Origin of the sequence: Ferribacterium limneticum, assembly GCF_020510565.1 — a bacterium.
Lineage (GTDB): Bacteria > Pseudomonadota > Gammaproteobacteria > Burkholderiales > Rhodocyclaceae > Azonexus > Azonexus limneticus_B.
The window spans coordinates 2464334-2488171 of sequence record NZ_CP075189.1 but is presented as its reverse complement, the minus strand read 5'-3'; the positions used below and the strand labels follow the sequence as shown (position 1 = coordinate 2488171).

Below are 23838 nucleotides of genomic sequence, written 5' to 3'. Positions count from 1 at the left end.
CTTACTTGCCGCCCCACGGCTGGATCGGCACGGTCGAGATAGCGTTGGCCGGGGCGCCTTCGATAATCTTGCGGCTGATCGCCATGTAAATCAGCACGTTGCGCTTCTGGTCGTAGAAGCGATGGACATCGGTTTCCTTGAAGAAAATCGAGGTGTCGTTGCTGAACACGATTTCGTCTTCCGAGAGCTTGGCGGGCAGGGTGATCGGGCCAACCTGGCGGCAGGCCAGCGAGAACTGCGATGGATCTTCGGCCAGCCCGAAGCTGCCCTTGACGCCGCCGGTGCGAGCCTGGCTGACGTGGCAGGTCACACCGGGAATCTTCGGGTCGTCGTAGGCGTAAATGCAGACCCGGTGATTGGCTCCGATCAGCTTCCAGGTCGTCGTCGCGCAGCCGATTTCTTCGGCGGCGGCAGGCAGGGAGAGGGCTGAGAGGGCGGCGATAACAAGGGCGGCGGCGGTTTTCATGATGGTTCCGTTCAGGATGGTCGGGTCGATGATAACGGAATCAGCTTGCCGACGTATTTCGTGAGGATTTTGTAGATATCGCGGTCGAAGGCCGGGCGCGGGCTGTCGAGCAGGGCGTGCAGTTCGTCGTCGGAACGGGCGGTGCCGACGTAGCGCCAGCCTTCGATGAGGTGGATTTCGTCGCCTTCGCGGACCAGCCCGGGGCCGGCGAAGGGCCAGGCAACGAGCTTGAGGCCGACGAGTGCCGAGATCAGGCGAACGGTGTGTTTGGCGTAGGGTTCGGCGCCAACGCAGGCGCCTTTGCAACGTCGGAGCTGGTGGCCGAAACAGGGCTTGCCCGGTTTGGCTTTTTCCAGCCCGAGCAGGACGTCACACAGGTTGTGCGATTCGGCCAGGGCGTGCAGCACCTTGTTGGCTTCCTTGGTGGTCTTGAACAGGCCATAGCAGGCGCTGGTCAGGCCGGCTTCGATGTCAGCCAGCGCCATGAGCTGCGGCCGCAACCAGCCTTCGCCTTCATCGATCAGTGTCCATGTGCAGGCCTCGTCGTTCTTGCGCAATTGCCGGTTGTGCGACGGCTGCAAAGCCTTGACCAGAGCCGATTCCTTGAGCAGGGCGCCGATTTCGCCGGCCGTTTCGATCCAGTCGATGCGCTTGACCTGCTGGGCCAGTTCCATTTCCTTGGCGGCGCTGTGGTCGCCGGCGAAATGCGAAAGCACGCGCTGGCGGATATCCTTGGCCTTGCCGACGTAGAGCGGCAGGTTGTTTTCGCCGTAGAACAGGTAAACGCCGGGGCCTTCCGGCAATTCGTCGATGATCCCGACGTCGAGATGCGGCGGCAGGCTGGGGTGGGCGTTCTGAGCCTTGAGTGCGGCCTCGATTTGCTCGTTGCTACGGTCAACGCGAATTTTTTGCCAAAATTGAAATATCAGTTGGGCGTCGGCCAGCGCCCGGTGGCGGGCATTGGCTTGCAGGTCGTGGCGCTCGATCAGGCTGTCGAGGTTGTGGCGCTTGTGTTCGGGAAAGAGCGTTCGCGAGAGCTTGACGGTGCACAGCACCGAGGCGCGGAAAGTGATGCCGAGGCGCTTGAACTCGTTTTTCAGGAAGCCGTAGTCGAAACGCGCGTTGTGGGCGATGAACAGCCGGCCTTCCAGCCGCTTCATGGTTTCCGCCGCCACCGCCTCGAACGGCGGCGCCTCGGCCACCATGTCGTTGCTGATGCCGGTCAATTGCTCGATGAAGGGCGGAATCCGCATGCCGGGATTGACCAGTTGCTGCCATTCGCGAACGCTGCCGTCGGCATCGACCTCAACGATGCCGATTTCGGTGATGCGGTCATGGGTGGCGGTGGCGCCGGTGGTTTCGAGGTCTACGAAGGCTAGGGGTCGCATGGACGGATTTTCTCACGGACGGCCGGTCGAGTTGCCCCGGGTGGGAAAATTCACGGGGGTTCAATCCATCTGTAAGGAATCCCTGTCGCCAGCGACTAATGGGAACCACTGAGAAATCAGACCGTCCACTTCAGGCGGAAGGCGGTGATCGGGCGTATTGGTCCGATCAGCCTCCCTCGCCAGCGAAAGGCAAGCAATGTCACCCCGAGGACTCGTTCAAGGACTTATCCTGGCCATCTCCAGCAGTTTTCTGATCGCCGGCTGCACCGATGGCGAAGCTGCCGCCAAGGTGGCCAAACCAGCCATGCCGGCCGTTACCGAGAGCATCGTGCTCGGCATGGGCTGTTTCTGGGGTGCCGAAAAGCGCATGTCAGCCATTCCCGGCGTGCTCGATGTTGAAAGCGGCTACGCCAACGGCGACATTGCCGGGACCTACGATGCGGTGCTGGCCCACGAAAAAATGCTGCAATGGGGCAAGACGACCCAGCGCAACCATGCCGAAGTGGTCAAGGTCACTTTCGATCCGGCCAAGGTCGATGTCGAAAAAGTGCTGATCCAATTCTGGGAAAGCCATGACCCGACGCAGGGCAATCGCCAGGGCAACGATGTTGGCACCAATTACCGCAGCGCGGTGTATACCAATAGCGATAGTCAGCAGGCCGTCGCCCTGAAAACCCGCGACGTTTATCAAGGTGCCCTGACCGCTGCCAGGCGCGGCAAGATCACCAGCGAAATCGCGCCGCTGAAAACGTATTTTTCGGCCGAGGAATACCATCAGGATTACCTGCAGAAAAATCCGAACGGCTACTGCGGTTTGGGTGGCACGGGCGTCAAATACCCGGTCGCCGGCGCCGCCACGCCGATGCCGAAAGCGGCCGTCAAGGCGCCACGACTGGACGCCAAGGCGCTCAACTTCGAGCGCCAGCTGATCGTCTTCGAAGGCGAAGACTGCGCCTACTGCCGCAAATTCAAGGCCGACGTTCTCGACCACTGGCAATCGCCAGTCGCCGTCGTCAGCACCCTGAACCCCGAGCCGCCAGCCGGCTGGACTTTGGAAAAGGCGCTGTTCGCGACGCCGACCATGGTGCTCTTCGAGAAGGGCAAGGAGGTCTCGCGTTACACCGGCTACAGCGGCGAAACGCCCCGTTTCTGGAAATGGCTGGGCTTCCACCTGCTCACCCCGGCGCAGCAGAAAATCGCCTTCGAGCAGGGCACCGAGCGCCCCGGCACCGGCTCCAATCTCGATGAAAAACGCGCCGGCACTTTCGTTGATCCGATCACCGGCGTCGCGCTTTTTCGCAGTGACACCAAGTTCGAGAGCGGCACCGGCTGGCCCAGCTTCTTCAACCCGCTACCCAGCGCCATCACCCTGCATGAAGATATCAGCATGGGCATGAAGCGCGTCGAAGTGCGCAGCGCCAGCTCCGGCATCCACCTTGGCCACGTCTTCGACGACGGCCCGCCGCCAACCCACAAGCGCTACTGCATCAACGGCAACGTGCTGAAGTTTGTGCCGGACAAGGGGAAATAGGCTTTTCGCCGGAGCGTGCCGAGGTCGGGGCGGGCGATTGCGTCCGTACCCGGGCGCTGAACGGCTGGTATGTTGACCGAACGGTGGTCCGGATTAATGTGTTGCAGTTGTTGTGATTGCCCTTTCAAAAACGGCCTGGAGTGATCGATTCAGGCCCTTTGATCATGGGCAATTGCCGGGCACCGCGAGCACCGGCGTCGGAATATCCGGGAGTCGCGCCGGGGCCAATAAAACGTCGAGCCGGGATATTCCACGGTCAACAGGAAAAAACGGCTGAAAATCAAATTTCAACTGCAGGGCCAGCCCATGCACGAGCAGCGAGGCCAGCACAAAATAAGGCAACCCGAAGCGGTGCAGATGCTCGCCGCCGCGGTGCTCAGCCGGCCAGTTTGGGCTGGCCAAACTCAGGGGCATCGCTGGTCTCCCGGCTCATCGGCAGCAGCCGGTGCAGCGCCTGCACATAAGCTTGCAGGGCGCTCAGCCCGCCCGGCGTCAGCGCGTAGAACGACTGTGGGCGACCATCGCCGGTTTCCTTGCGGACCGCGACGTAGTCGGCCGCCAGCAGTTTTTTCAGGTGGGTATCGAGGTTGAGAGTCGGGCAGGGCGAAGGGTATCGCCCTAGCGCAGCCGGAAACGCTCGATTTGGCTGCGAATGGCGCTGGCAAGGCTTTCCAGTTTGCCGGCGGCTTCGGCTGTCCGGCTGACAACGTTGCTGTTGCTGTCGGCGGCGTTGGCCACCTGCTCGACGTTGATGGCGAGTTGCTGCCCGGCCTGCGATTGTTCGGCGACACCGGATGCGATGTCGCGGACGACGCCGGCGGCTTCTTCTGCCGCCTGGCGGATGCCTTCGATGGCCTGGCTGGCTTGCATGCCGAGCGAAGTGCCGGCATCGGCGTCGCCCAGCGCGTCCTTCATTGTGTCCGAGGCGTCCGAGGCGCTGCGCTGGATGCGCTGGATGATGCCCGATATTTCCTGCGTTGCCTGGGCGGTGCGTTCGGCCAGCTTGCGCACCTCGTCAGCCACGACGGCAAAACCGCGGCCCTGCTCGCCGGCCCGTGCCGCCTCGATGGCGGCGTTGAGCGCGAGCAGGTTGGTCTGGTCCGCCACATCGCGGATCAGGCCGACAACGCTACTGATTTCCTGGGCCTGTTCGCCGAGATCGGCGATCTTCTCGGCCACCTGGCGGACCTCATGCGAAATGTGCTCGAGGTCTCGCACCGCTTCGTGAATGACGTCGCCACCGCTGCGCGAGTCGGCGTTGGCGCGTTCAACGACAGCGATGGCGGTTTCGGCGTTGTCGCGCATCTGGTCGAGACCGACCGACATCTGCTGCACCGCCGCCGCCATGCCGGAAGCGGAATCGCTGGTCGCCGTCGCACTGGTCGCCGCGGCGACGGCGGTCTGGCTAAGGTCGCGGGCGACTTTGTCGACGTTGCCGACCTCGTTTTCCAGGGTCTCGAGAATGCGCCGGAAAGAGCCGACCAACTCGTTGAAATTGGTCGCCACAGCGCCAATTTCGTCCTGCCCATGGACCGGCACCCGGACCGTGAAATCGCCACGTTCGACCACCTCGGCCATGGCGCCGCGCATTTCGTCGAGCTGGCCAAGCACGCGCCGCAATACCCAAAAAATGAACAGCGCCATCATGACGAGCAGGCCGAACGACAGGGCGATCTGCGTGTTGGTTTGCACCGACAGGCTACGCGTCGTTTCCTGATGATCCTGTTGGGCCAGGCTGGCCTGGCTCTGGATCACCTCGGTCAGCGCCTGCAACACCTTGTCGAATTTCGGCCCGGCATTGTGCTGGATGTTGCCCAGCGCACTCGGCAGATCGCCGACTTCGATCATCTTGATCGACTGGTCGCGCGCCTTGTTGTACTCGGCAATCAGCCCCTCCAGACCGCTCAGGGCGGCCTGTTGATCCGGCGCTGCGGTTGCTGCCGTGTGCAAGGCCTCCTTCATCGAAGCATCAAGCGCCTTCAGCTTGGTCAAATGGGTAGCGGCGCGCTCCTCCTTTTCTTCGGAAAGGGCAATCAGGATGGTTTGCCGGGCCCGGTGCAGGGCGTCGACAGCTTGAATCAAGGCCAGGGTCGGCGCCGTGCGCTCTTCGTAAATCCGCGCCGCCGCCTTGGCCGCCGTCCGGCTTTGCCAGATCCCGCCCAGTGTCACGAGCAACAGGCTAAGACCGGCGACGATGGCCAGCAGATAGAGCGCTTTGCGAAAGCCGAGTTTTTGCATCAATGCCTATGGCCGGCATCGGCCGGGCCACCCTCAATCAGGTTCAGTGTGGCTTCGCTGCTTGAGCCAAGCGGGCGAAGCGTGGCGGTCGCTACTTGTAATAGCCGGCGCAGACTGCAAGCTCCACGGCCTTCTTGCAGTAGGTCACCTTGTCTTCAATGGCGCCGCTCTTCGGGTTCTTGTACTTGTAATCGACGGTCGCCGAACCACCGCGTTTGACCCCGTCGATGATTTCCTGACGGAACATTTTTCCCGCCGCGTCGGGAACGTCCAGCAGATTCTTGCCAACCAGCTTGGCATTCATCGGGTGAGCAACCATGGTGCCGGTGATGTCGTAGGCGAAGACGTAAATCTCGCCTTTGACGAAACGCCCCTTGGCATTGCCGATTTCGGCCAACCCGGCCGTCTTGTCCTTCGTGACAGCGGCAACCGCATCGCCCACCATCTGAACGGCATCCTCTTTTTCACCGGCAACGGCGCCACCCACCATGCTCAGCACGGCCAAACCAAAGACGACAGCTTTCATGATCATAGCCTCCATCAATCGATTGATCAGCGCCGTCGATCTTACTTTAGATACCGAAATGGCATATGGTAATGACATTGATATATGTCAAAAATGTATCAAAAAGGGTCGCCGGTATCTCGCCCGGACAGCAAGTATTGGAGAAAACCTCAAAACGGCTCTAAAGTTAGCCGCCGCGACTCCTCAACCATTCCTGTCATTTCCCCCGATCATGAGAAAACCCACCCTCTACCAAAGCATCAAGGCCAAGCGCCGCACGCAATCGCTAGTCATCGGCGTCACCTGGTACACCCCGGAAACCTGGGCCGAGGTCAAAGCCACAGCCGTCGATCCCGACTGTTTCGAAGAATCGTTCGAAAAGTGGAAGGCAATGGCTGTTCTGGCCCGCCGCAACTTCCAGCGCTCCGGCGTGCTGGCCATCGAATACCAGATCGTTCCCGAAGAGTTCTTCGCCTGGTGTGCCAAGAACGGCCAGGAAAACAACTCGACGGCGCGCGGCGAATACGTTTCCGAGCGCCTGAGCGCCGTACATAACGGCGAGGCGTAAGCAATCCTGCTGGCTGAACCAGCGGGATTTCAGCTTTCTACTTGCAGTTGTAGAAAAGGGGAAAGGCAGCGCCCCGCAACTCCGGACGAAAGCGCCATTCGGCGCCCACCGTCAAGCCTGCCCCGGTTTATGGTGGCGAGGACAGCCAGGCGCGCCAGCTTGTCTGGTTACGGAGGGGAAGGATATGAGGCGGAGCTGATGTTCGACAACGCTCGGGACAGAGCCGAGGGGCTGGTGTAGCCGGCATCCCGCGCTGCCGCCTTCAATCCTTTACCCGACTGCACGGCGCGCTGGGCAATCGCCAGCCGGATGGTCGAGAGATACTTGCCCGGCGTGGTCCGCATGACTTCGCGAAAGGTGTTGGCGAATGCGGTGCGTGACATGCCGGCTTCTTCGGCCAACAATTCCAGCGTCCATTTATCCTGCGGCCTGGCGTGGATTGCCACCAGGGCGCGGGCGATGCGCGGGTCGGCCAGGCCATTCAACAGGCCGCCAGCGGTTTTCGGGTGGGCGATCAGGTGGCGCAGCAGGCCGATGAACAGGATGTCGCCGGCCCGGTCGAGCAGTGCCGGCTGGCCGCAGCGCGGAGCCTCCAGTTCCGAGGAAATAAGGTTGATGACGTGGCGCAGCGAGGACTCGGCGCCGTCGACCGGAACCACCAGCGGGGTAGCGAATTCGTTGAGCAGCAGCGGGGCGACGGGGCCATCGAGCCAGGCGCGGGCGCACATCAGGCGCTGGAATGTCTCTGCCGACGGGGTTTCGAGTGCATGCGCGGTGTCTGAACGGCAGACAACGATGCACGGAGCCTGAAGCGCAAAGCTGGCGGCAGACAGCAACTGCAGGCGCATCTCGCCTTCCGCAAGCAAGTGGATATGCAGGAAGGGCGGCGCTTCTGCGGCGAAGGCCAGGCTGGCGATGCCGGCTGGCGGCAGGTTGACCTGCACGCGCGGCGCCAGGCCTTGGAGCAGGGCGGAAAGTCGGTCGAGGCGGCTGGCTTGCATCTGTACGAATTGCAAATATAAGTGAACGAATGGTTGCGATCAGTTCAACATAATGGCGCGTATCGGTCAACGAATCACGTGGCGCAGCCCCGACCTGCCACGACGTTTCCAAAGCCGCCCGAAATTCAACGAAAGGATGCCTGATGACTGCTACCGCCCTGATGCCCCGCCACCCCGTTCCCGCGCTCAATGTTTCGCTGACCGACGGCAGCCGTTTCGTCCTCGGCGCCGCGCCGGGAGAACGCTTTGACCTTGTCGTCTTCTATCGTGGCCTGCATTGCCCGATATGCGCCAAGTACCTCCTGGAACTCGAACGCCTGGCGCCCGAGTTCGAAAAACGCGGCGTGCAGGTCGTCGCCATCAGCAGCGACGATGGCGAGCGCGCCCATGCCATGGCCGACAAGGTCAAGGCCGGTGCGCTGAAGATCGGCTATGGCTTGAGCCTCAAAAGTGCCCGCCAATGGGGGCTGTACATCAGCGCCTCGCGTGGCAAGACCTCCATCGGCATTGAAGAGCCGGCGCTGTTCAGCGAGCCGGGTGTCTTTCTCGTTCGTCCGGATGGCACGCTGTATTACGGTGCGGTGCAAACCATGCCCTTCGCTCGTCCGCAGTTTCAGGACGTGCTCGGCGCCATCGACTTTGCCATCGCCAATGACTACCCGGCACGCGGCGAATATGCCGGGAGCGTCTGAATCAAGGTCCCGATTCGCAGATTGCTACGGTCAACCGGAAAAAAGCAGCAAAATCAAAATGGCGCCGATCGGATCTGCGCCACTTTATCAAGCTAGACAGGGAACTTGCCCCGCCGGATGCCGCTCAGGCGAGGGCCGCCAGCCAGTCCTGCAGCTTGCTGGCGGCGTCAGACCATTGCGGGTCGAGCATCAGCATGTGGCCGGCCCCGTCGATGACCTGCGTTTTGGCATTCCACGAGGCGGCGGTGAAGTGAAGCATCGAGGCCGGGAAAACCTGGTCGGACGAACCACCCATGACCAGCGCCGGAATGCGGGCCCGGCCACGGGCCATGCGAAAGGGCGCGGTCAGCATTTCGGCAACCGCCTTTTCCGATTCCGGCTGGATCAGCGGCAGATATTCGACCGTTTCTTCCGGCGCCATGCTCGGCGAAAAATAAACCCGGGCCATCGTGAGCATGGTTTTTTCGCTGGCCGTGCCGTTGACCGCATTCGGCAATTCGGCAAAGAAATCCGGCATGGTCAGCGCCAGGCGGCTAGCCGTGCCCCCCGTCCCCGTCGGCGGCACCGGCGCCAGAAAAGCCACAGCACGCGCCGTACCCCGTTCAAGAAAACGCTGGCTGACCAAGCTGCCCATCGAATGGCCAATCAGCACCGGCGCCGCCGGCAGGCTGGCGACCGCTGCCGCCAGATCTGCGACGTAATCGTCGAGGCCGAAATCATCGAGATCTACCCGATCCGCCGGGCGGCTGCCATGGCCGGAAAGCTCAAGCGCGTAGCAGTCGTAACCCTGATCCTGGAAATACGGGATGAAGCGAACGCCCCATAGCGCGGCGTTGCTGTAACCGCCATGGACGAAAAGCAGCGGTGGATTGGTGCTTGGCTGACGGGCGGGGTGGTGGTGAATGACCGGGGGTTTTGCAGGCATCTGGAAATTCTTCGTTAAAAGGTGGGGCGGCGGAGGACGAGTTTAGAGTAATTCGGATTTTCAATTCACACGTGACCCACGGTTGTCGTTCGCGTGCTTTCGGTTAATTTCAAGCAATGCATGGCATGGAACTCATCATCATATGATGCTATTGTTAATGTGTATTAGAAAAGGAGAACACCATGCGCACGACGCTCGCCCTCGACGATGATTTGCTTGCCAAGGCCCATGCCCTGACAGGTGTTTCGGAAAAAACCGCCTTGATCCGCGAAGCCCTGCGCGCGCTGATCCAGCGCGAAAGCGCCAAGCGCCTGGCGCTGCTCGGGGGATCCGAGCCGCAACTCGAGGACGCACCAAGGCGCCAGACGGAGCCGGCATGATCTTGGTCGATACCTCGATCTGGATTGACCATTTACGCCAGCGTGACGAGCGCCTGAGCAAACTGCTCAATCAGGGCCAAGTGCTGGCCCATCCTTTCGTGATCGGCGAATTAGCCTTGGGTAGCCTGCAAAACCGCACGGCGATCCTCGGCGCCCTGCAGGATTTGCCGCAAGCCACGGTCGCCACGGAAGGCGAAGTACTGAGTTTCATCGAGCAAAATGCCCTCTACGGTATTGGCATCGGCTACATCGACGCGCATTTGCTCGCAGCAGTGCGCCTCTCGCCGGGCGCCACATTGTGGACGCGTGATAAACGGCTGCTGGCCGCCGGTACGGGCTTGGGGTTGGTGGAAAACGCGGTGCATTGAACGAAGGTTTTGTCGTTGTGGGCGCAAGCTAATGGTGCAGCCCCCTTCGATATTTCGTAAATGTCTCCGCCCCTTTGGTCGGCGTTATCTAGAGGCTGTTTCCTTCGAAGTAATCGGAATCTACTCTCTTGAGTTCAAATCTGCTTACTGGAGACACGCCCACATTGTGATCAACCATCAGGGAGACCAGTTGTTCGCCATCGATGAGGATGATTTTAGAAGAGATGATCGAGGCGTATTCCTCAGCTTCCCTTGAGAAATTTGATGTAGTGATGAACACACCTTTATTGGCACGTTGCCCTTGAAGAGCACCGGCAAATTTCTGAATCTCTGGGCGACCTACTGTGCCCTCCCAGCGCTTTGCTTGAATAAAAATTGCATCTAGACCAAGTTTGTCTTCTTTGATGATGCCATCGATGCCTCCATCGCCGCTTCTGCCAATCGCCTTTCCAGCATCGTGTCTGGAGCCCCCATATCCCATACCAACGAGTAAGTCGATAACCAAACGCTCAAAGAATGCTGGTGTAACTACCTTGACCTGCTCCAATAGTTCCGACTCGAGGTTGCTGCGTAGTCTTTGATATGCCTGAGAGAAAAGTTCTTCTGGAGTCGAGTCTGATTGTGTAGCGATTTGGAGAGGTGGCTCGTCTAGCGTTAGCAACTCCTGCGAATATTTAGGAGAGGATCTCTCTTCACCTCTACGTAATTTGAACGCAATAAATTCAGGATATCCCTCAAGAGTGCTGTTATCTATGCGAGCCGGATGAGTGGCCAGCAGTTCTTTGCCTCGAGCCGTAATATGGAAGAAGCCCCGTTTCCTAGACTCAATCAGACCAGCCTGTTTTAGGTAGGTTCGAGCCCAGCCCACTCGATTGTCAAACATGGGGGCTGTGCCGCTGGGAAGCATTACATTCCGCTCGTCGTCCGAGAGGCTAAATTCCACTGCCAATTTCTCAATTGCATCGCGGAAGCGATACTCAGAACCGTCTCCGGCAATCCGAAGGAATGGGAGCATCAAGGTTTGATAGTCTGGAATGGACATAACTGTTTTGGTGAGATGTGGGCAACGAGGGGCTAGAAAGTCCAGCCATACTCAGGTGGAAAGCAAACTATTGTATGACGATCGCAGTGAATGGGTCAGGGACATTCGGATTTTGAAATGCTAAACGTCATTCACGCGATTGGTCGCTGTAGGCGACGGGAAAAATTACGGTAATTGCTGTCCGCTGCCTAAATCCTCAACCGCGAATACCCAACCCCGCCGCCCTTTTCCACCCGAATCTGCGCCGGGATGCGCTCCTTCATACCTTCGACGTGGCTGATGACGCCGATCATCTTGCCGCTGGCGTTGAGGGTGTCGAGGGCGTTCAGGGCGATTTCCAGAGTGTCGGCGTCGAGGGTGCCGAAGCCTTCGTCGAGGAAGAGCGAGTCGATGCTGGTCTTGTGGCTGACCAGGTCGGAGAGGGCCAGGGCGAGTGCCAGGCTGACGAGGAAGCTTTCGCCGCCGGAGAGGGTGCGGGTGTCGCGGGCGACTTCGCCTTGCCAGCTGTCGACAATGTCGAGTTCGAGTTCGCCAGTGGTTTTGCGGCGCAGCAGGTAGCGGCCGTGCAGGCGGGCGAGGTGGGTGTTGGCGAGGTGGAGCAGGTGGTCGAGCGTCAGGCCCTGGGCGAACTTGCGGAATTTGTCGCCTCTGGCTGAGCCGATCAGGCTGTCGAGGCGTTGCCAGAGGTCGGATTCGGTTGTTTGGGCGGCGACCTGGGCGAAGAGGGTTTGCTGGTTTTGGCGGGCTTGTTGGTCGCGGGTTAGGAGGGCGCGTTGGGCGCCGAGTTGTTCGCTTAGGGTGCGGCGGTGGGTTTCGAGTTGGGTGAGGATTTCTTCTAGTTCGGCAAGCGGCGGAATGAACCCATCCCCACCCCGGCCCTCCCCTTGAAGGGGGGGGAACAAGGCGGGGGGCGGGGCAAGGTGTTTGTCTCCTCCCCCTTCAAGGGGGAGGCTGGGTGGGGGATGGGGCGAATCTGGCGGGTTGCTTTGCAAGCGCAGCAGTTTTTCGCTGGCGGCCTTGAGGACGGCGGCAGCTTGTTGCTGCGCCAGTTGCCGGGTTTCCTTGATTTGCTGCAGGCGCTGGCGTTCTTGTGGCGGTAGCAGCGCGGCGCTGTAGGCGGCGAGGTCGGCGAAGGGGCTGGTGGCGAGGGCTGTTTGCCAAGCGGTTGTGGCCTCGGCGAGGGTTTTTTGCTGTTGGGCGAGGTTGGCGTCGAGTTGGGTCTGGCGGCCTTGTTGGGCGGCGAGTTGGCGGGTCAGGTCGGCGATGGCGTCGGCGCAGCGGGCTAGGGCGGTTGCGGGATCGGCGGTGAACGATTCGGGATTTTGATTTTGGCCGATATTTCCGGTTGACCGTAGCAATTGAAGGTTGGCCAGTTGTTCTGACCAGTGCTTTGCTTGGGCCTGCGCGGCGTTGAATTGTTCCTGTTGTTTGACGAGGATTTCGGCCAGTTCGTGGCGGCGTTTCTGCGTTTGCTGCCAGTGTTGCCATTCGCCGTCGCGTTCCTGCAGCCAGGAGGCGGGTTCGGTCGGGATTTCGTAGCTGGCGGCGGTCAGCGTTGCGCCCAGTTTTTCGTCGAGTTCGGTCTGTTCCTGAACCAGTGCCTGCGCGGCTTTGGCCAATTCTGTCTGGCGTTGCTGGCCGGTTTGCGCGGTTTGTTGCAGCAGATCGAGCTGATTGCTGGCGTTGAGCAGGGTTTGGGCGGCTTCGGCGGCGGTTTTGCGGGCGGCGTTTAGGGCTTGTTCGCCCTGATCGGCGGCGTGCAGGCGCTGGGTGAGTCGGGCCAGCGCTTGTTCGGCGGTGCTGCGCGCGGCGGCAAGGGTTTCGGCTTCCTGCCATGCGCTGTCCGCCAGCGGCGTAGCGTTGGCGAGGCCAGCCAGCAGTTCGGACCATTCCGTTTGCAGGCGGCTTGTTTCCTGCGTGGTCTTGGCCTGCTGGGCCAGCCATTCTTTTTGCGTGGCCTGCGTCGCGGCTTGCTCGGCCCTGGCTTGCTGGCCTTTCTGGACAAGCGCGTCGAGCGCTGCCTGCTTTTCCTTGAGGGCGGTTTCGGTGGCGGAAATGTCGAGCGCGGCGTAGTCGGCAATGGCCGGGTGGTCGTGGGCGCCGCACAGCGGGCAGGCTTCGTCCGGTTGCAGTTGGCGGCGATGCGCTTCTAGGCTCTGGATGCGGCGTTCCTGGTCGAGCAGCTTTTGCTTGTCGGCGACCTGGGCGGCGAGTTCTTTGTGCTGTTCGCGCAGGGCGGTCAGGCCCTTTTCCTGCGCCGCGATCTTTTCCTGAATCTGCTGCAGTTGCGTGCTTTGCGTCGTTTGCAGCGCGGCCAGTTCGCGGCGGCGTTGGGCGAGGGTTTCGAGTTGTTGCCAGCGATTCAGGCCGGCTTGTTCGCCTTGCCAGTGCTGGCGCAGTTCGGCCAGGGTCTGGCCGGCGAGGCGCTGATTCTGCTCGGTCTGGGTTTTTTCCAGCGCGGCGTCGGCTTTGGTTTTTGCCTCTTTTTCCCGGTTGACCGTGGCAGTCTGTTTTTCGATCTGCTGCGCGGTTTCAGCGAGTTCCCGGGCGAGCTTTTGCTGCGCCTGCTGCTGGGCGGCGAGGTCGCGGACTAGTTTTGCCCGCTGCTCGAACTGCTGGCGCCAGACGCCGAGGCGTTCGCCGAGTTGGGCGCGTTGCGGCTGAGCGGCGCAGAAGTCGTCGAGTTCTTTGGCTTCGCGCTGGCTTTGTTGCAGGGCTTGCTGGGTCTGGGCGGCGAGCTGGGCGCTGAACTGGCTGGCGGCTTGGTGTTGGGCGAGTTGTTCGGCTTGCCGCGTTTCGCGTTCGGCGTGCAGGGCCTTGAGTTCGACTTCGCTTTGCTGACAGGCGGCACCGGCCTGTTGCCATTGCAAGTGCAGTGGTTTCAGGGCTTCGGCCGGCTCGCTGTCGGCGAGTTTTTTGAGGTCCGGGGCGGCGGCAGTCAGTGCGGTGTCGGCTTCAAGTAGCCTGCCTTCTGCGGTTTTGATTTCCTGCTCGCTCTGCGCCAGATCGAGGCGCCACTGGCGCTGGGCCTGGGTTTGCTGGTGGCGGCGCTGGACGTCGGTAAGTTGGCTGTCGAGGCGGGTGACTTCGAGTTGCATGGCGGCGCGTTGCTCGTCGCTGAGCAGTTCCATGCCGTCGGCGCGGGCTTTGAGTTGGTCGAGCTGACTTTTGGCCTCGCGCGCCTGCTCGAAAACCTTGCGCGAAATTTCGCCGTAAATCTCGGTGCCGGTCAGCTCTTCGAGCAGTTCGGCCCGCTCGTTGGCGCTGGCATTGAGAAAGGCCGCGAAGCCGCCCTGGGCGAGCAGCATGGACTTGGTGAAACGGGGGAAATCGAGGCCGGTGATTTCGGCGATGCGTTTGAGTTTGTCGTTGGTCTGCGTGCTCAGGATGGTGCCGTCACCAGTGGCCAATTCAACCTTGGGTGCCTGCAGCGCGCCGTCGATCTTGTCGCGGGCCCGGCGCTGGCTCCAGAAGGCGCTGTATACGGCGCCCTTCACTTCGAATTCAACCTCGGCCAGGCAGTCGGCGGTGTGCCGCGTCATGATGTCGTTGTCGGTGGCCGAGATGGTCTTCAGGCGCGGCGTCTGGTGGTAGAGGGCGAGGCAGATGGCGTCGAGTAGGGTCGATTTGCCGGCGCCGGTCGGGCCGGTGATGGCGAACAGGCAGTTGTCGGTGAAAGGCGGCTTGGTGAAGTCGATGGTCCATTCGCCTTTGAGCGAATTGAGGTTTTTCAGGCGCAGGGTGAGGATTTTCATGCTTCTTCCCCCTGCAGGCTGGCGACGACGGCGCGGTAGCGTTCGTTGAGGGCGGATTGCAGCTCGTCGCCGAGCTCTTCCTGCTGCAGGCGGCGGGCGAAGACGTCGTGCGGGCTGAGTTCGTCCAGGGTTTCTTTTGCTGCTGCCGCCAGGCTGGCGACCGCGTTGCCGCGCTGGCGGCGGATGCGCAGGACTTCGACCGGCCAGCCTTCGGTGAGCGCTTCGATGCGGGCCGGCAGGTCGGCCAAATAGTCGTCTTCGGCGACGGTGACTTCGAGCCAGGCCGGGCATTCGCGCGTGCCTTGGGCGGCGGCGGCACCGATGGCGCCGGCCAGCGTGTCGAGATTGCCGCTGACGGCGACGAGGGCCTGAAAGCTCGGCACGGGCAGGACGGTAACGGCTTTGAGGCCGTCGCTGTCGAGATCGACGAGCAGCATTTCCTTGGTTTGTTTCGCTTCGTCGAAGCCGAGCGGGATGGGCGAGCCGCAGTAGCGGATGTGGTCGAGGCCGCCGACTTTTTGCGGCCGGTGGATGTGGCCGAGGGCGATGTAGTCGGCTGGCGGGAAGGCTGCGGTCGGGAAGGCTTCGAGGGCGCCGACGTAGATTTCGCGGACCGATTCGCTGGTGCTGGCGCCGACTGTGGTCAGGTGGCCGGTGGCGATGATGGGTAGCGGACGGCCGAAATTCGGGCCGAGTTCGGCGGCAAGTGCGGTCTGGCGTTCGACGGCGGCAGCGAAGACAGTGGCGTAATGTTCATGGATGGCCGCTTGCAGCGACAACTGCTTGTCTTCGGCGCTTTGCCCGGCCTGGCTTTGCAGCACGTCGCGCGGGCGGATGAAGGGGATGGCGCAGACGATGCAGCCGGGTTCGCCGTTGCGTTGCGGGAGGACGATGACTTGCGTGGTGGGGTCGGCGTGCGTCGCGGCGATGACCGTGGTGCCAAGGTGGGCGAGCAGTTCGCGGCTTTCTCCCAGCGTGGCCGGCGAATCGTGGTTGCCGCCGAGAACCAGCAGCGGCACGCCGGCCTTGTACAGTTGCCCGACGAGCTGGTTGTACAGCTCGCGGGCGTAGCTGGGCGGCGTGCCGGTATCGAAAATGTCGCCGGCGACGAGCACCGCATCGACCGCCTGGGTTTCCACCTGTTCGAGCAGCCAGGCGATCAGCGCCTGATGCTCGGCCTGCCGGCTCTTGCCCATGAAGTGCTGGCCGAGGTGCCAGTCGGAGGTGTGAAGGACGCGCATGCGGGGCGGAGGAATTGGAAAGGCTGAAGTCTAAACGGTGAATATCGGGATTCGATGGCCGCCGGCGCATTTTGGGCTTAAGCGCGAATTCGCACAGACGGCGTTGGCGCCGCCGACTAGTCTTTGTTTCGCATCCCGGAACGCCCAACAGACATTCCGGTTGCCGCTCCCGATCTGCTTTGTGGTCGGGGCGGGCGCCGGGCAATTTCGCCCGGGGGCCGAATACAAGGAGTCGGATATGAGCTGGGATATTGATGCAGCAAGCTGGACGTCGGTTGGCGTGAAGATCAAGTCGCGCTGGGGCAAGATCAACAATGCCCGACTGGCTGTCATCGACAGCAAGCGCGAAGTTCTGGTCAGCCAGGTCCAGGAACTCTATGAAGTGACGCCTGAAGAAGCCGAAAATCAGGTCGCTGGCTTCGAAAAGCACACCAAGGAACTGCGTCCCAAAGTCGCCGCCTGATCGGCCTTGCTGGCCGGGCGACTGCGTTCGCCGTTGTTGTCCGGCCAAGCGCAGGTCAGTTGTCGTTAGGCGGTTTGGCGGCGGCGTCCTTGCCAAGCGGCAGGTCGTCAATGAACTGCCGATAGCGAATTTCCGAATGCTTGAGTGCCCGCAGCGCACTGTGCTGTTCGGTCATGTCCATGAGCACCATCCGGCATTCGGTACCGTCTTCATCCGGGACAGCTTCGACCCTGAGCGTTGATGCCGGGCGTTGCGCGCTGGCCGTCAGCGTAATTTCGCAGAAGCCGCTTTTTTTCTCGGCGAGGACTTTGTCGACGAACTCGGTGAAGGCCGCCTGACATTCGGGCGCCAGATAATTGATGAAGCGGTGCCGGCTTTTCTGCGAGCGCTTGAGCCCGAGCAGAATGGCGCCAGCCAGGTTGAGGTCGAGAATGTTGCCCTGGGCGTCGAGCGTGAAGTAGCCGATCGGCGCGAAATCGTAGATGTCGGCGTAGCGCTCGCTCAGCGCGTCGGCCTGGTCGTTGGCTTCGTGCAGCGCCTCGTTGTCGATTTCCAGTTCGATCTTGCGAATTTCCAGTTCATGCCGCAAATACGCGGCTTCGCTCGGGTCTTCCGGCGCGCTTTCGGGACGTTCACGCCAGCGGGCCTCGGCGCGATGGTGCAGGGTGAGGGGGTTGGGGCGCAAGCGGCTGGGCAAGTCGGCTGCCACGGTCGACCGGAAAAAACGCTCAAATTCCAAATGCACCACGTCATGGCATTCACAGCCGCGTGCCTCGAGCGCCGGCCGGTCGAGGACGTCAATCTGGCCGCGGGCGTAGCGGATCAGGCCGGCCGCCTGCAGCTTGCCGGCCGCGTCGGTGATCGCCTCACGGCGCAGGCCGAGCAGGCTGGCGATGCGCTCCTGGGTCATGGCGATCCGGTTGTCCAGCCGCCGATCCAGGCAGAGCAGCAGCCAGCGGCCCAGTTGCTGTTCGACGCTGTGGTGGCGGGTGCAGAGCAGGGCCTGTGCCGTCTGGACCATGAGGGCCTGGGCGTAACGCAGCGCCATTTGTTGCAGGCGGCCGCCTTCGGCCAGTTCCCAGCGCAGGGTTTCGGCTTTCAGACGATAGGCATGGCCGGCTCCTTGGACGACCAGCTTGTGGCTGGAGATTTCGTCACCGAGCACCGCTGAAATGCCGGCCAGCCCTTCGTTGCCGACCATGGCCAGTTCGGTGGCGGCGCCATCGCGCGTCGTGGCGATCAGTGAAATGACGCAACTGGTCGGGAAATAGACGTGGCTCAGCAACTCGCTGGCGTTTTGCAGGACGCTGCCTGCTTGCAGCGAAACGGGTTCCAGATCGTTGTGCAGCCGCGACTCTTCGGCCAGGCTCAGGCCGGCCAGAAGCTGGTTCTGGCGCTGTTCAGGCCGTGTTGCGGTGGGCATGGCGTTCCTTGGTGGGCTGCCGGCGGCAGTCGGGACAGCCTAACCGGAAAAGCGTCGGCCGGGGACAGTTGATTCTGGCGGAGTTTTGCCTTCGAAGATTGTCGCGAAGGCTACAAGTCAGGATGCCGGGATGCCAGAAATTCACGGCAAATAGCGGCTTTCAGCGATTCCGGCGGGTGGCATCGCTCTTGCATCGCAGGGTTTATCGCCTTTTACCGCCGCCAATCATGACCACCGTTGAAAAACCCGCTTTCCGCTGTATTTCCGCCAGTGAGGCCATCGTCTTGATCAGTGGCGAGCCGCCGGCCATCGTCTTCGACGTGCGCGACATGGCCAATTACCAGAAGGGGCATCTCGATGGTGCCGCGCATTTGTCCGAAGATCGCCTGCTGGCCTGGATGAAACGCCTGCCGAAGGAGGCGCCGGTGGTGATCTATTGCTACCACGGCAACGCCAGCAAGGTTTTCGCCCAGATGTTCATCGATTTCCGCTATTCAAATGTGTTCAGCGTCGATGGCGGCTACGAGGCGCTGGTCGCTGCCCAGGCCACGCCGGTCGCGGCATGACGGCAGCGCATGTCGCCGGCTGGGTGCAGGCGCATCCGCTGTCGCCGAGCGATGTCGATTGCGCCACCACGGTCATGCTCAAGATCATCGACGGCAAGTGCAAGATGGGGAGCGTCGACAAGATCGTCATGGAAGCGCTCTACGACGCCGTCAAGGACCGACCCGGTCAGCGTTTCGGCGACGAATTCCATGCCCTGATCGCGGAGGCCCGACGCGAGTCGAGCGAGGCGCTCAAAAATTTCATTTACGAAAAACGCGTGTTGGCTGAAACCGAACTCTCCCGCCCGGTGATGAAGGCCTTCAAGGCCATGATCCGCCAGGAAGGGTTGTTCGCCGGCCTGGCGCTTGAGGAAGAAGTCGAATGACCATGAAGTTCTACATGACGCCGGGTTCGTGCTCGACCGGCATCCATATCCTGCTCGAAGAATGCGGTCTGGTCTTCGAGGCCTATGTCGTCAACCTGCTGGCCGGCGACCAGTACAAAAAGGAATACGCCGCGATCAACCCCAAGGGCAGCATTCCGGCGCTGGTTCTCGATGACGGAACGGCACTTACCGAATTCTCGGCCATCGCCTGGTGGCTGGGGCGCAACTACCCGAAGCGCAAGCTGCTGCCGGAAGGCTTGAAGGACGAGGTGCAGGTGCTCAGCGTCATGAACTACGCCGTGCACACGCTGCACACGCAAGGCTTCGCCCGCATTTTCACCACCGAGCGCTTCGCGCCGAGCAGTTCCGACCACGAGTCGGTCAAGGCGCAGGGCCGGCAGATCATCGACAAGGCTTTCGCCATCGTCAATCGCGAACTGGCCGGGCGGCAATACGTCGTCGATCACTTCACGATTGCCGATGCGGCCTTGTTCTACGTCGAGTTCTGGGCCGATCGCATCGGCATTCCGTTGCCGGAAAACTGCGAGGCCCACTACCGGCGGATGCTGACCCGGCCGGCCGTGCGCCAGGTGCTGGCAGAAGAGGGCTACGCTTCGGTGCTGCGTTGAGGGCTGAAAGCCCTGTAACATTTGCAGGACTTTTCTGACCTGTACAAAAACGCTGCTACGAGAGATTCAATGATCGCCAACCCGGAACGCTTCACCAAAACCATCGCCCTGTTCGACGCCGCCAATGGGCAAGACCCCAATCAGGACGAAGGCCAGCCGAAAGAATTGCTTTACGCCCAGCGCATGACCAACATGATCGGCCGTTTCGCGCCCGAAGCCAGCGAAGTCGCCCAACTCGCCGTGCGCGCCCAGCACATTCAGCGGTGGACGGTGCCGCGCAGCAACTACCCGCTCGGCAAGCCCGGCTACTTTGCCTGGCGCACCGGGCTCTATCAATTCCACGCCGAGACGGCGGGCGAATTGATGCGCCAGGCCGGGTACAACGAGGCGATGATCGAGCAGGTCAAGGCCGCAATCGGCAAGGTCGGCCTCAAGACCAACCCCGATACGCAGATGCTGGAAGACGTCAGCTGCCTCGTCTTCATCGAGCACTACATGCTCGGCTTCGCCGGCCAGCAGCCTGATTACAGCGAAGAGAAATGGCTCGGCATCGTCCGCAAGACGTGGAAGAAAATGTCGGGCGCCGCTCAGGCTTTCGCAACAACCGGTGGTATCAAGCTGCCTGAGGCGCTGGTGCCGCTGATATTGAAAGCGGTTGCCGAGGGCTGATTGCTACGGTCAACCGGAAATAACGGCCAAAATTGAAATGGCTTTCCAGCCGCCGTGGCGGCTCCGCGAGCCCCTAGGCTCGACGGTCAACGCCCGGCCGTGGCTGGCTGCGGCGTTCCGGCCGGGAAGGGTCGCGCACACCGCGCCCCCGCATAACCAGCGCCGGCACCCCGATCAGAAATACCAGAATGAGTGCCGCGAGCAGGTAGTGATTCTGAAGAATTGCTTGTAACACTGAGCGCTCCGTTGGGCTTGTTGCGACTGCTGTCCTGGTTCGACATACGCCAGCGTCGAGTCATGCTGGCCTCTTTTCATTCTAGGTTATTGCTGCACGAATTACGTGTTCAGCCTGAAGCGTCCGGCGCTGTTGCGCGCCGCTTCGATCATCGCTGCCAGTTGCTCGGGTGAGGGCTGCAGTTCTTCCACGAATATCCCGGCAATGCGTTCGATGCTCGCCTCGGCTGCGGCCGCATCGTGAAAGAGGGCGCGGGTTCGGCGGGCCAGGATATCGTCGATTGTTCGCGCCGCTTCGTGGCGGATGGCGAAGCGGATCATGGCTTCGCTGTACGGCAGGTTCGGGTGGAGCAGCCGGTCGTGGCCGGGCAGGACGGCGAGTTGTGGGGCGTCGGTGCCGTAGGCGTCGTTGGCTGGTCCATCTGTGTAACCGTGCAATTTCAGGGTTCTGGTTGGGCAAGGCGCGGCGTTTAACCCGGCAACTTCGCTGGCCCGGTCGATGACCTGTTCGGCCATCAGCCGGTAGGTCGTCCATTTGCCGCCGGTGAGCGTGATCAGGCCGCTCGGGCTGACCAGCACGGCGTGTTCGCGTGACAGGGCGGCCGTGTTTTTCTCGTCGGTGTTGTCAGGATGGATGAGCGGGCGCAGGCCGGCGAAGGCGCTGCTGATGTCGGCCCGGGTCGGCGGCCGGGTCAGGACGCCGGCCGCCGTGCGCAGCAGGAAGTTGATTTCCTCTTCGAGCGGTTGCGGGTCGTTGAGTTGCTGCAATTCCGGGCGCGGCGTGTCGGTGGTGCCGAGCAGCACCTTGCCCTGCCAGGGAATGGCGAACATGACGCGGCCGTCTTCGGTTTTCGGGATCATGAGCGCCTGCTGGCCAGGCAGGAAATCGGCATCGACGACGAGGTGGATGCCCTGGCTGGGCGTCAGCAGCGGCTGGGCTTTTGCGTCATCCAACTGGCGAACGCTGTCGGCGTGAACGCCGCTGGCGTTGATGATGGCGCGGGCGGTGACCTCGAATTCCTCGCCGGTTTCGGCGTCGCGCAGGACGGCGCCGGTGACGCGGTCATTGGTTTTGCGCAGGCGGATGGCCGACAGGTAATTGAGGCAGGTGGCGCCGAGGTCGGTGGCCGTGCGCATCAACGTGATGGCCAGCCGGGCATCGTCGAACTGGCCATCCCAGTAGCGAATGCCGCCGCACAGGCCGGCGCTTTTCAGGCCGGGCAGGGCGGCGATGACTTCCTGCCGGTTCAGGCTCTGCGAGGAAGCCAGGTTGTGCCAGCCGGAGAGCAGGTCGTAGAGCTTGAGGCCACCGGCGAACATCAGGCGGTCGATCTGATTCCAGGCCGGGATGATGAAGGCGAGCGGATGGACGAGGTGCGGCGCGTTGCGGAGCAGGAAGGAGCGTTCGCGCAGCGCGTTGCGCACCATGCCGATATCGCCCTGACGCAGATAACGCACGCCGCCATGGATGAGCTTGGTGCTGCACATCGAGGTGCCGGAGGCGAAATCACGGGCTTCGACGAGGAGCGTGCGATAGCCGCGCGCTGCGGAATCGACCGCCGCGCCAAGGCCGCTGGCGCCGCCGCCGATTATCAGGACGTCCCAAGGATGTTGGTCGCGCAGGGTGGCGAGCTTGTCTTCGCGGGTCATGATTTTGCCCAGCCGAGGGTGCGCTGGATGGCGCGGCGCCAGTCGGCGAACAGGGCTTCGCGTTGGTCATCGGCCATCGACGGCTCGAAGCGGCGTTCGGCCTGCCACAGGGCGCTGAGTTCGGCTTCATCCTGCCAGAAGCCGACGGCCAGCCCGGCCAGATAAGCGGCACCGAGGGCTGTGGTTTCGGTGACTTTCGGGCGCACGACGGGCACGCCGAGCAGGTCGGCCTGGAACTGCATGAGCAGGTCGTTGCGGGCGGCGCCGCCGTCGACACGGACTTCCCGGATCGGCTGGCCGGCGTCGTTCTCCATGGCCTGCAGCACCTCGGCGCTCTGGAAGGCGATGGCTTCGAGGGCGGCGCGGGCAATGTGGGCGCGGGTGGTGCCGCGTGTCAGGCCGAACAGCGCGCCGCGCGCGGTCGGATCCCAGTAGGGCGCGCCGAGGCCGGTGTGGGCCGGCACGAGGTAGACGCCGCCGTTGTCGGGCACACTCGCGGCCAGCGTTTCGACCTCGCCGGCGCTGGCGATCAGCCCGAGGCCGTCGCGCAGCCATTGCACGGTGGCGCCGCCCATGAAGACGCTGCCTTCGAGCAGGTAGGTGGTTTTGCCGTTGCGCTGCCAGCCGACTGTCGTGAGCAGGCGATGCCGCGAGGCCATGGGCTGCTGGCCGGTATTCATGAGCAGGAAACAGCCGGTGCCGTAGGTGTTCTTGGCCATGCCGATGTCGAGGCAGGCTTGGCCGAAGGTGGCGGCCTGTTGGTCGCCGGCCATGCCAGCCAGCGGAATCGCGGCGCCCAGCCATTCGGCGTTGAGCGTCGCAATTTCGCCGCTGCTGGCGACGAGGCGCGGCAGCAGGGCGGCGGGAATGTCGAGCAGCGCCAGCAACTCGTCATCCCAGCATTGGCGGTGGATATCGAAAAGCAGGGTGCGCGAGGCGTTCGACGGGTCGGAGACGTGCTCGCCGGTCAGCTTCCAGGCCAGCCAGCTGTCGATGGTGCCGAAGGCCAGCTCGCCGCGCTCGGCCCGGATGCGGGCGCCGGGGATGTGGTCGAGCAGCCACTTGAGCTTGGTGCCGGAGAAATAGGCATCGAGGACGAGGCCGGTGCGCTGCTGGAAAAGGTCGGCGTGGCCGGCGGCGGTCAAGTCGTCGCAAATGCCGGCGGTGCGCCGGTCCTGCCAGACAATGGCGCGGTGCACCGGCTGGCCGGTGGCGCGATCCCAGAGGACGGTGGTTTCGCGCTGGTTGGTGATGCCGACGGCGGCGATCTGCGTCGCCAAGATGCCTTTGTCGCGCAGCACGGTGCGGGCGACGGCAAGCTGCGCCTGCCAGATTTCATCGGCGTCGTGCTCGACCCAGCCGGGTTGCGGGTAATGCTGGGTGATTTCCTGCTGGGCGAGGCCGTGGAGGTTGCCCTGACGGTCCAACAGGATGGCGCGCGCACTGGTCGTGCCCTGGTCCAGCGCGAGGACGAACTGCTCGGACGGTGCAGGCATGAAGAACTCCGGCAAGCGGGATACGGCCAGTATAGCTGGCTGGGAGATTGGTTGGCGGGCTTCTAAGAGGCTGTCCACGATCTTTTGAAAACCGAGAAGCCATTTCAATTGAAAAGACCGAAACCCCTCCCGGCCTCCCCTTGTCAGGGGAGGAGTACAACACAAACTGCGTGCGGACGGGCTCCCTCCCCTGACAAGGGGAGGGCTGGGGAGGGGTTTGAACGGCCTATCTGCGAAGCGCGG

24 protein-coding genes are annotated in these 23838 nt (G+C 62.3%); 10 read left to right on the top strand and 14 right to left on the bottom strand.

Annotation, left to right across the window (positions count from 1 at the left end):
* Nucleotide 1: 1 nt before the first annotated feature.
* Complete coding sequence (locus KI610_RS12005) at nucleotides 2-466, bottom strand: CreA family protein (RefSeq protein WP_226495199.1); 465 nt, start codon at nucleotides 464-466, stop codon at nucleotides 2-4.
* Nucleotides 467-477: 11 nt separating this feature from the next.
* Complete coding sequence (locus KI610_RS12000) at nucleotides 478-1854, bottom strand: 3'-5' exonuclease family protein (RefSeq protein WP_226495198.1); 1377 nt, start codon at nucleotides 1852-1854, stop codon at nucleotides 478-480.
* 196 nt (nucleotides 1855-2050) lie between these two features.
* On the opposite strand from KI610_RS12000, the gene msrA reads away from it, so the two are divergent.
* Nucleotides 2051-3385, top strand: coding sequence for a peptide-methionine (S)-S-oxide reductase MsrA (gene msrA / locus KI610_RS11995; protein ID WP_226495197.1), 1335 nt, complete (start codon nucleotides 2051-2053; stop codon nucleotides 3383-3385).
* Nucleotides 3386-3547: 162 nt separating this feature from the next.
* Here msrA and KI610_RS11990 read toward each other — a convergent pair whose 3' ends face one another.
* The 4 genes from KI610_RS11990 to KI610_RS11975 form a co-directional block, all read right to left on the bottom strand.
* Complete coding sequence (locus tag KI610_RS11990) at nucleotides 3548-3787, bottom strand: hypothetical protein (RefSeq protein WP_226495196.1); 240 nt, start codon at nucleotides 3785-3787, stop codon at nucleotides 3548-3550.
* The gene (locus tag KI610_RS20140) at nucleotides 3762-3947 is read right to left on the bottom strand and encodes a transcriptional regulator (protein WP_404827506.1); all 186 of its coding nucleotides are present in this window, start codon (nucleotides 3945-3947) and stop codon (nucleotides 3762-3764) included. Before KI610_RS20140 ends, KI610_RS11990 begins: the two co-directional genes overlap by 26 nt.
* 56 nt (nucleotides 3948-4003) lie before the next feature.
* On the bottom strand, nucleotides 4004-5623 hold the full coding sequence (locus KI610_RS11980; RefSeq protein ID WP_226495195.1) for a methyl-accepting chemotaxis protein: 1620 nt from the start codon (nucleotides 5621-5623) through the stop codon (nucleotides 4004-4006).
* 91 nt (nucleotides 5624-5714) lie between these two features.
* The gene (locus KI610_RS11975) at nucleotides 5715-6149 is read right to left on the bottom strand and encodes a cache domain-containing protein (RefSeq protein WP_226495194.1); all 435 of its coding nucleotides are present in this window, start codon (nucleotides 6147-6149) and stop codon (nucleotides 5715-5717) included.
* Nucleotides 6150-6360: 211 nt separating this feature from the next.
* Between KI610_RS11975 and KI610_RS11970 the strand changes: the two genes are divergently transcribed.
* On the top strand, nucleotides 6361-6696 hold the full coding sequence (locus KI610_RS11970) for a hypothetical protein (protein ID WP_226495193.1): 336 nt from the start codon (nucleotides 6361-6363) through the stop codon (nucleotides 6694-6696).
* Nucleotides 6697-6863: 167 nt separating this feature from the next.
* On the opposite strand, the gene KI610_RS11965 is transcribed toward KI610_RS11970, so the two are convergent.
* On the bottom strand, nucleotides 6864-7697 hold the full coding sequence (locus KI610_RS11965) for an AraC family transcriptional regulator (protein WP_226495192.1): 834 nt from the start codon (nucleotides 7695-7697) through the stop codon (nucleotides 6864-6866).
* A 143-nt stretch (nucleotides 7698-7840) separates the two neighbouring features.
* On the opposite strand from KI610_RS11965, the gene KI610_RS11960 reads away from it, so the two are divergent.
* A complete protein-coding gene (locus KI610_RS11960) occupies nucleotides 7841-8389 on the top strand; it encodes a peroxiredoxin-like family protein (RefSeq protein WP_226495191.1) in 549 nt (182 codons plus the stop codon).
* 124 nt (nucleotides 8390-8513) lie between these two features.
* On the opposite strand, the gene KI610_RS11955 is transcribed toward KI610_RS11960, so the two are convergent.
* Nucleotides 8514-9314, bottom strand: coding sequence for an alpha/beta hydrolase (locus KI610_RS11955; RefSeq protein ID WP_226495190.1), 801 nt, complete (start codon nucleotides 9312-9314; stop codon nucleotides 8514-8516).
* Nucleotides 9315-9496: 182 nt separating this feature from the next.
* Between KI610_RS11955 and KI610_RS11950 the strand changes: the two genes are divergently transcribed.
* Together KI610_RS11950 and KI610_RS11945 are read left to right on the top strand one after the other, a co-directional pair.
* Complete coding sequence (locus KI610_RS11950; protein ID WP_226495189.1) at nucleotides 9497-9694, top strand: type II toxin-antitoxin system VapB family antitoxin; 198 nt, start codon at nucleotides 9497-9499, stop codon at nucleotides 9692-9694.
* Nucleotides 9691-10062 (top strand): type II toxin-antitoxin system VapC family toxin, encoded by a 372-nt coding sequence (locus KI610_RS11945; protein ID WP_226495188.1) that lies wholly within the window; start codon nucleotides 9691-9693, stop codon nucleotides 10060-10062. The genes KI610_RS11950 and KI610_RS11945 overlap by 4 nt, the downstream gene beginning before the upstream one ends.
* Nucleotides 10063-10150: 88 nt before the next feature.
* Here the strand turns inward: KI610_RS11945 and KI610_RS11940 are convergent, their stop codons facing one another.
* The 3 genes from KI610_RS11940 to sbcD all read right to left on the bottom strand — a co-directional run bounded on the left by KI610_RS11940 (nucleotide 10151) and on the right by sbcD (nucleotide 16100).
* Complete coding sequence (locus KI610_RS11940) at nucleotides 10151-11104, bottom strand: restriction endonuclease (protein WP_226495187.1); 954 nt, start codon at nucleotides 11102-11104, stop codon at nucleotides 10151-10153.
* Between the two features lie 188 nt (nucleotides 11105-11292).
* Nucleotides 11293-14859, bottom strand: a complete 3567-nt coding sequence (locus KI610_RS11935) for an AAA family ATPase (protein WP_226495186.1) — start codon at nucleotides 14857-14859, stop codon at nucleotides 11293-11295.
* Nucleotides 14856-16100: an exonuclease subunit SbcD gene (gene sbcD / locus KI610_RS11930; RefSeq protein ID WP_226495185.1), complete on the bottom strand. Its 1245-nt coding sequence runs from the start codon at nucleotides 16098-16100 to the stop codon at nucleotides 14856-14858. The genes KI610_RS11935 and sbcD overlap by 4 nt, the downstream gene beginning before the upstream one ends.
* A gap of 238 nt (nucleotides 16101-16338) precedes the next feature.
* Between sbcD and KI610_RS11925 the strand changes: the two genes are divergently transcribed.
* The gene (locus KI610_RS11925) at nucleotides 16339-16563 is read left to right on the top strand and encodes a CsbD family protein (RefSeq protein ID WP_226495184.1); all 225 of its coding nucleotides are present in this window, start codon (nucleotides 16339-16341) and stop codon (nucleotides 16561-16563) included.
* A 55-nt stretch (nucleotides 16564-16618) separates the two neighbouring features.
* On the opposite strand, the gene KI610_RS11920 is transcribed toward KI610_RS11925, so the two are convergent.
* A complete protein-coding gene (locus KI610_RS11920; protein ID WP_226495183.1) occupies nucleotides 16619-17986 on the bottom strand; it encodes a helix-turn-helix domain-containing protein in 1368 nt (455 codons plus the stop codon).
* A gap of 227 nt (nucleotides 17987-18213) precedes the next feature.
* Here KI610_RS11920 and KI610_RS11915 point away from each other — a divergent pair, with 227 nt between their 5' ends.
* From KI610_RS11915 to KI610_RS11900, 4 genes are all read left to right on the top strand, one after another.
* Nucleotides 18214-18552, top strand: a complete 339-nt coding sequence (locus KI610_RS11915) for a thiosulfate sulfurtransferase GlpE (RefSeq protein WP_226495182.1) — start codon at nucleotides 18214-18216, stop codon at nucleotides 18550-18552.
* A complete protein-coding gene (locus KI610_RS11910) occupies nucleotides 18549-18917 on the top strand; it encodes a hypothetical protein (RefSeq protein ID WP_226495181.1) in 369 nt (122 codons plus the stop codon). Before KI610_RS11915 ends, KI610_RS11910 begins: the two co-directional genes overlap by 4 nt.
* Nucleotides 18914-19546 (top strand): glutathione S-transferase family protein, encoded by a 633-nt coding sequence (locus KI610_RS11905; protein WP_226495180.1) that lies wholly within the window; start codon nucleotides 18914-18916, stop codon nucleotides 19544-19546. Before KI610_RS11910 ends, KI610_RS11905 begins: the two co-directional genes overlap by 4 nt.
* Nucleotides 19547-19615: 69 nt before the next feature.
* Entirely contained in the window at nucleotides 19616-20215 is a 600-nt protein-coding gene (locus KI610_RS11900) for a DUF4202 domain-containing protein (protein WP_226495179.1), read from the top strand.
* 336 nt (nucleotides 20216-20551) lie between these two features.
* Here KI610_RS11900 and KI610_RS11895 read toward each other — a convergent pair whose 3' ends face one another.
* Nucleotides 20552-22099, bottom strand: a complete 1548-nt coding sequence (locus tag KI610_RS11895) for a glycerol-3-phosphate dehydrogenase/oxidase (RefSeq protein ID WP_226495178.1) — start codon at nucleotides 22097-22099, stop codon at nucleotides 20552-20554.
* On the bottom strand, nucleotides 22096-23595 hold the full coding sequence (gene glpK / locus KI610_RS11890; RefSeq protein ID WP_226495177.1) for a glycerol kinase GlpK: 1500 nt from the start codon (nucleotides 23593-23595) through the stop codon (nucleotides 22096-22098). Before glpK ends, KI610_RS11895 begins: the two co-directional genes overlap by 4 nt.
* Nucleotides 23596-23838 lie beyond the last annotated feature (243 nt).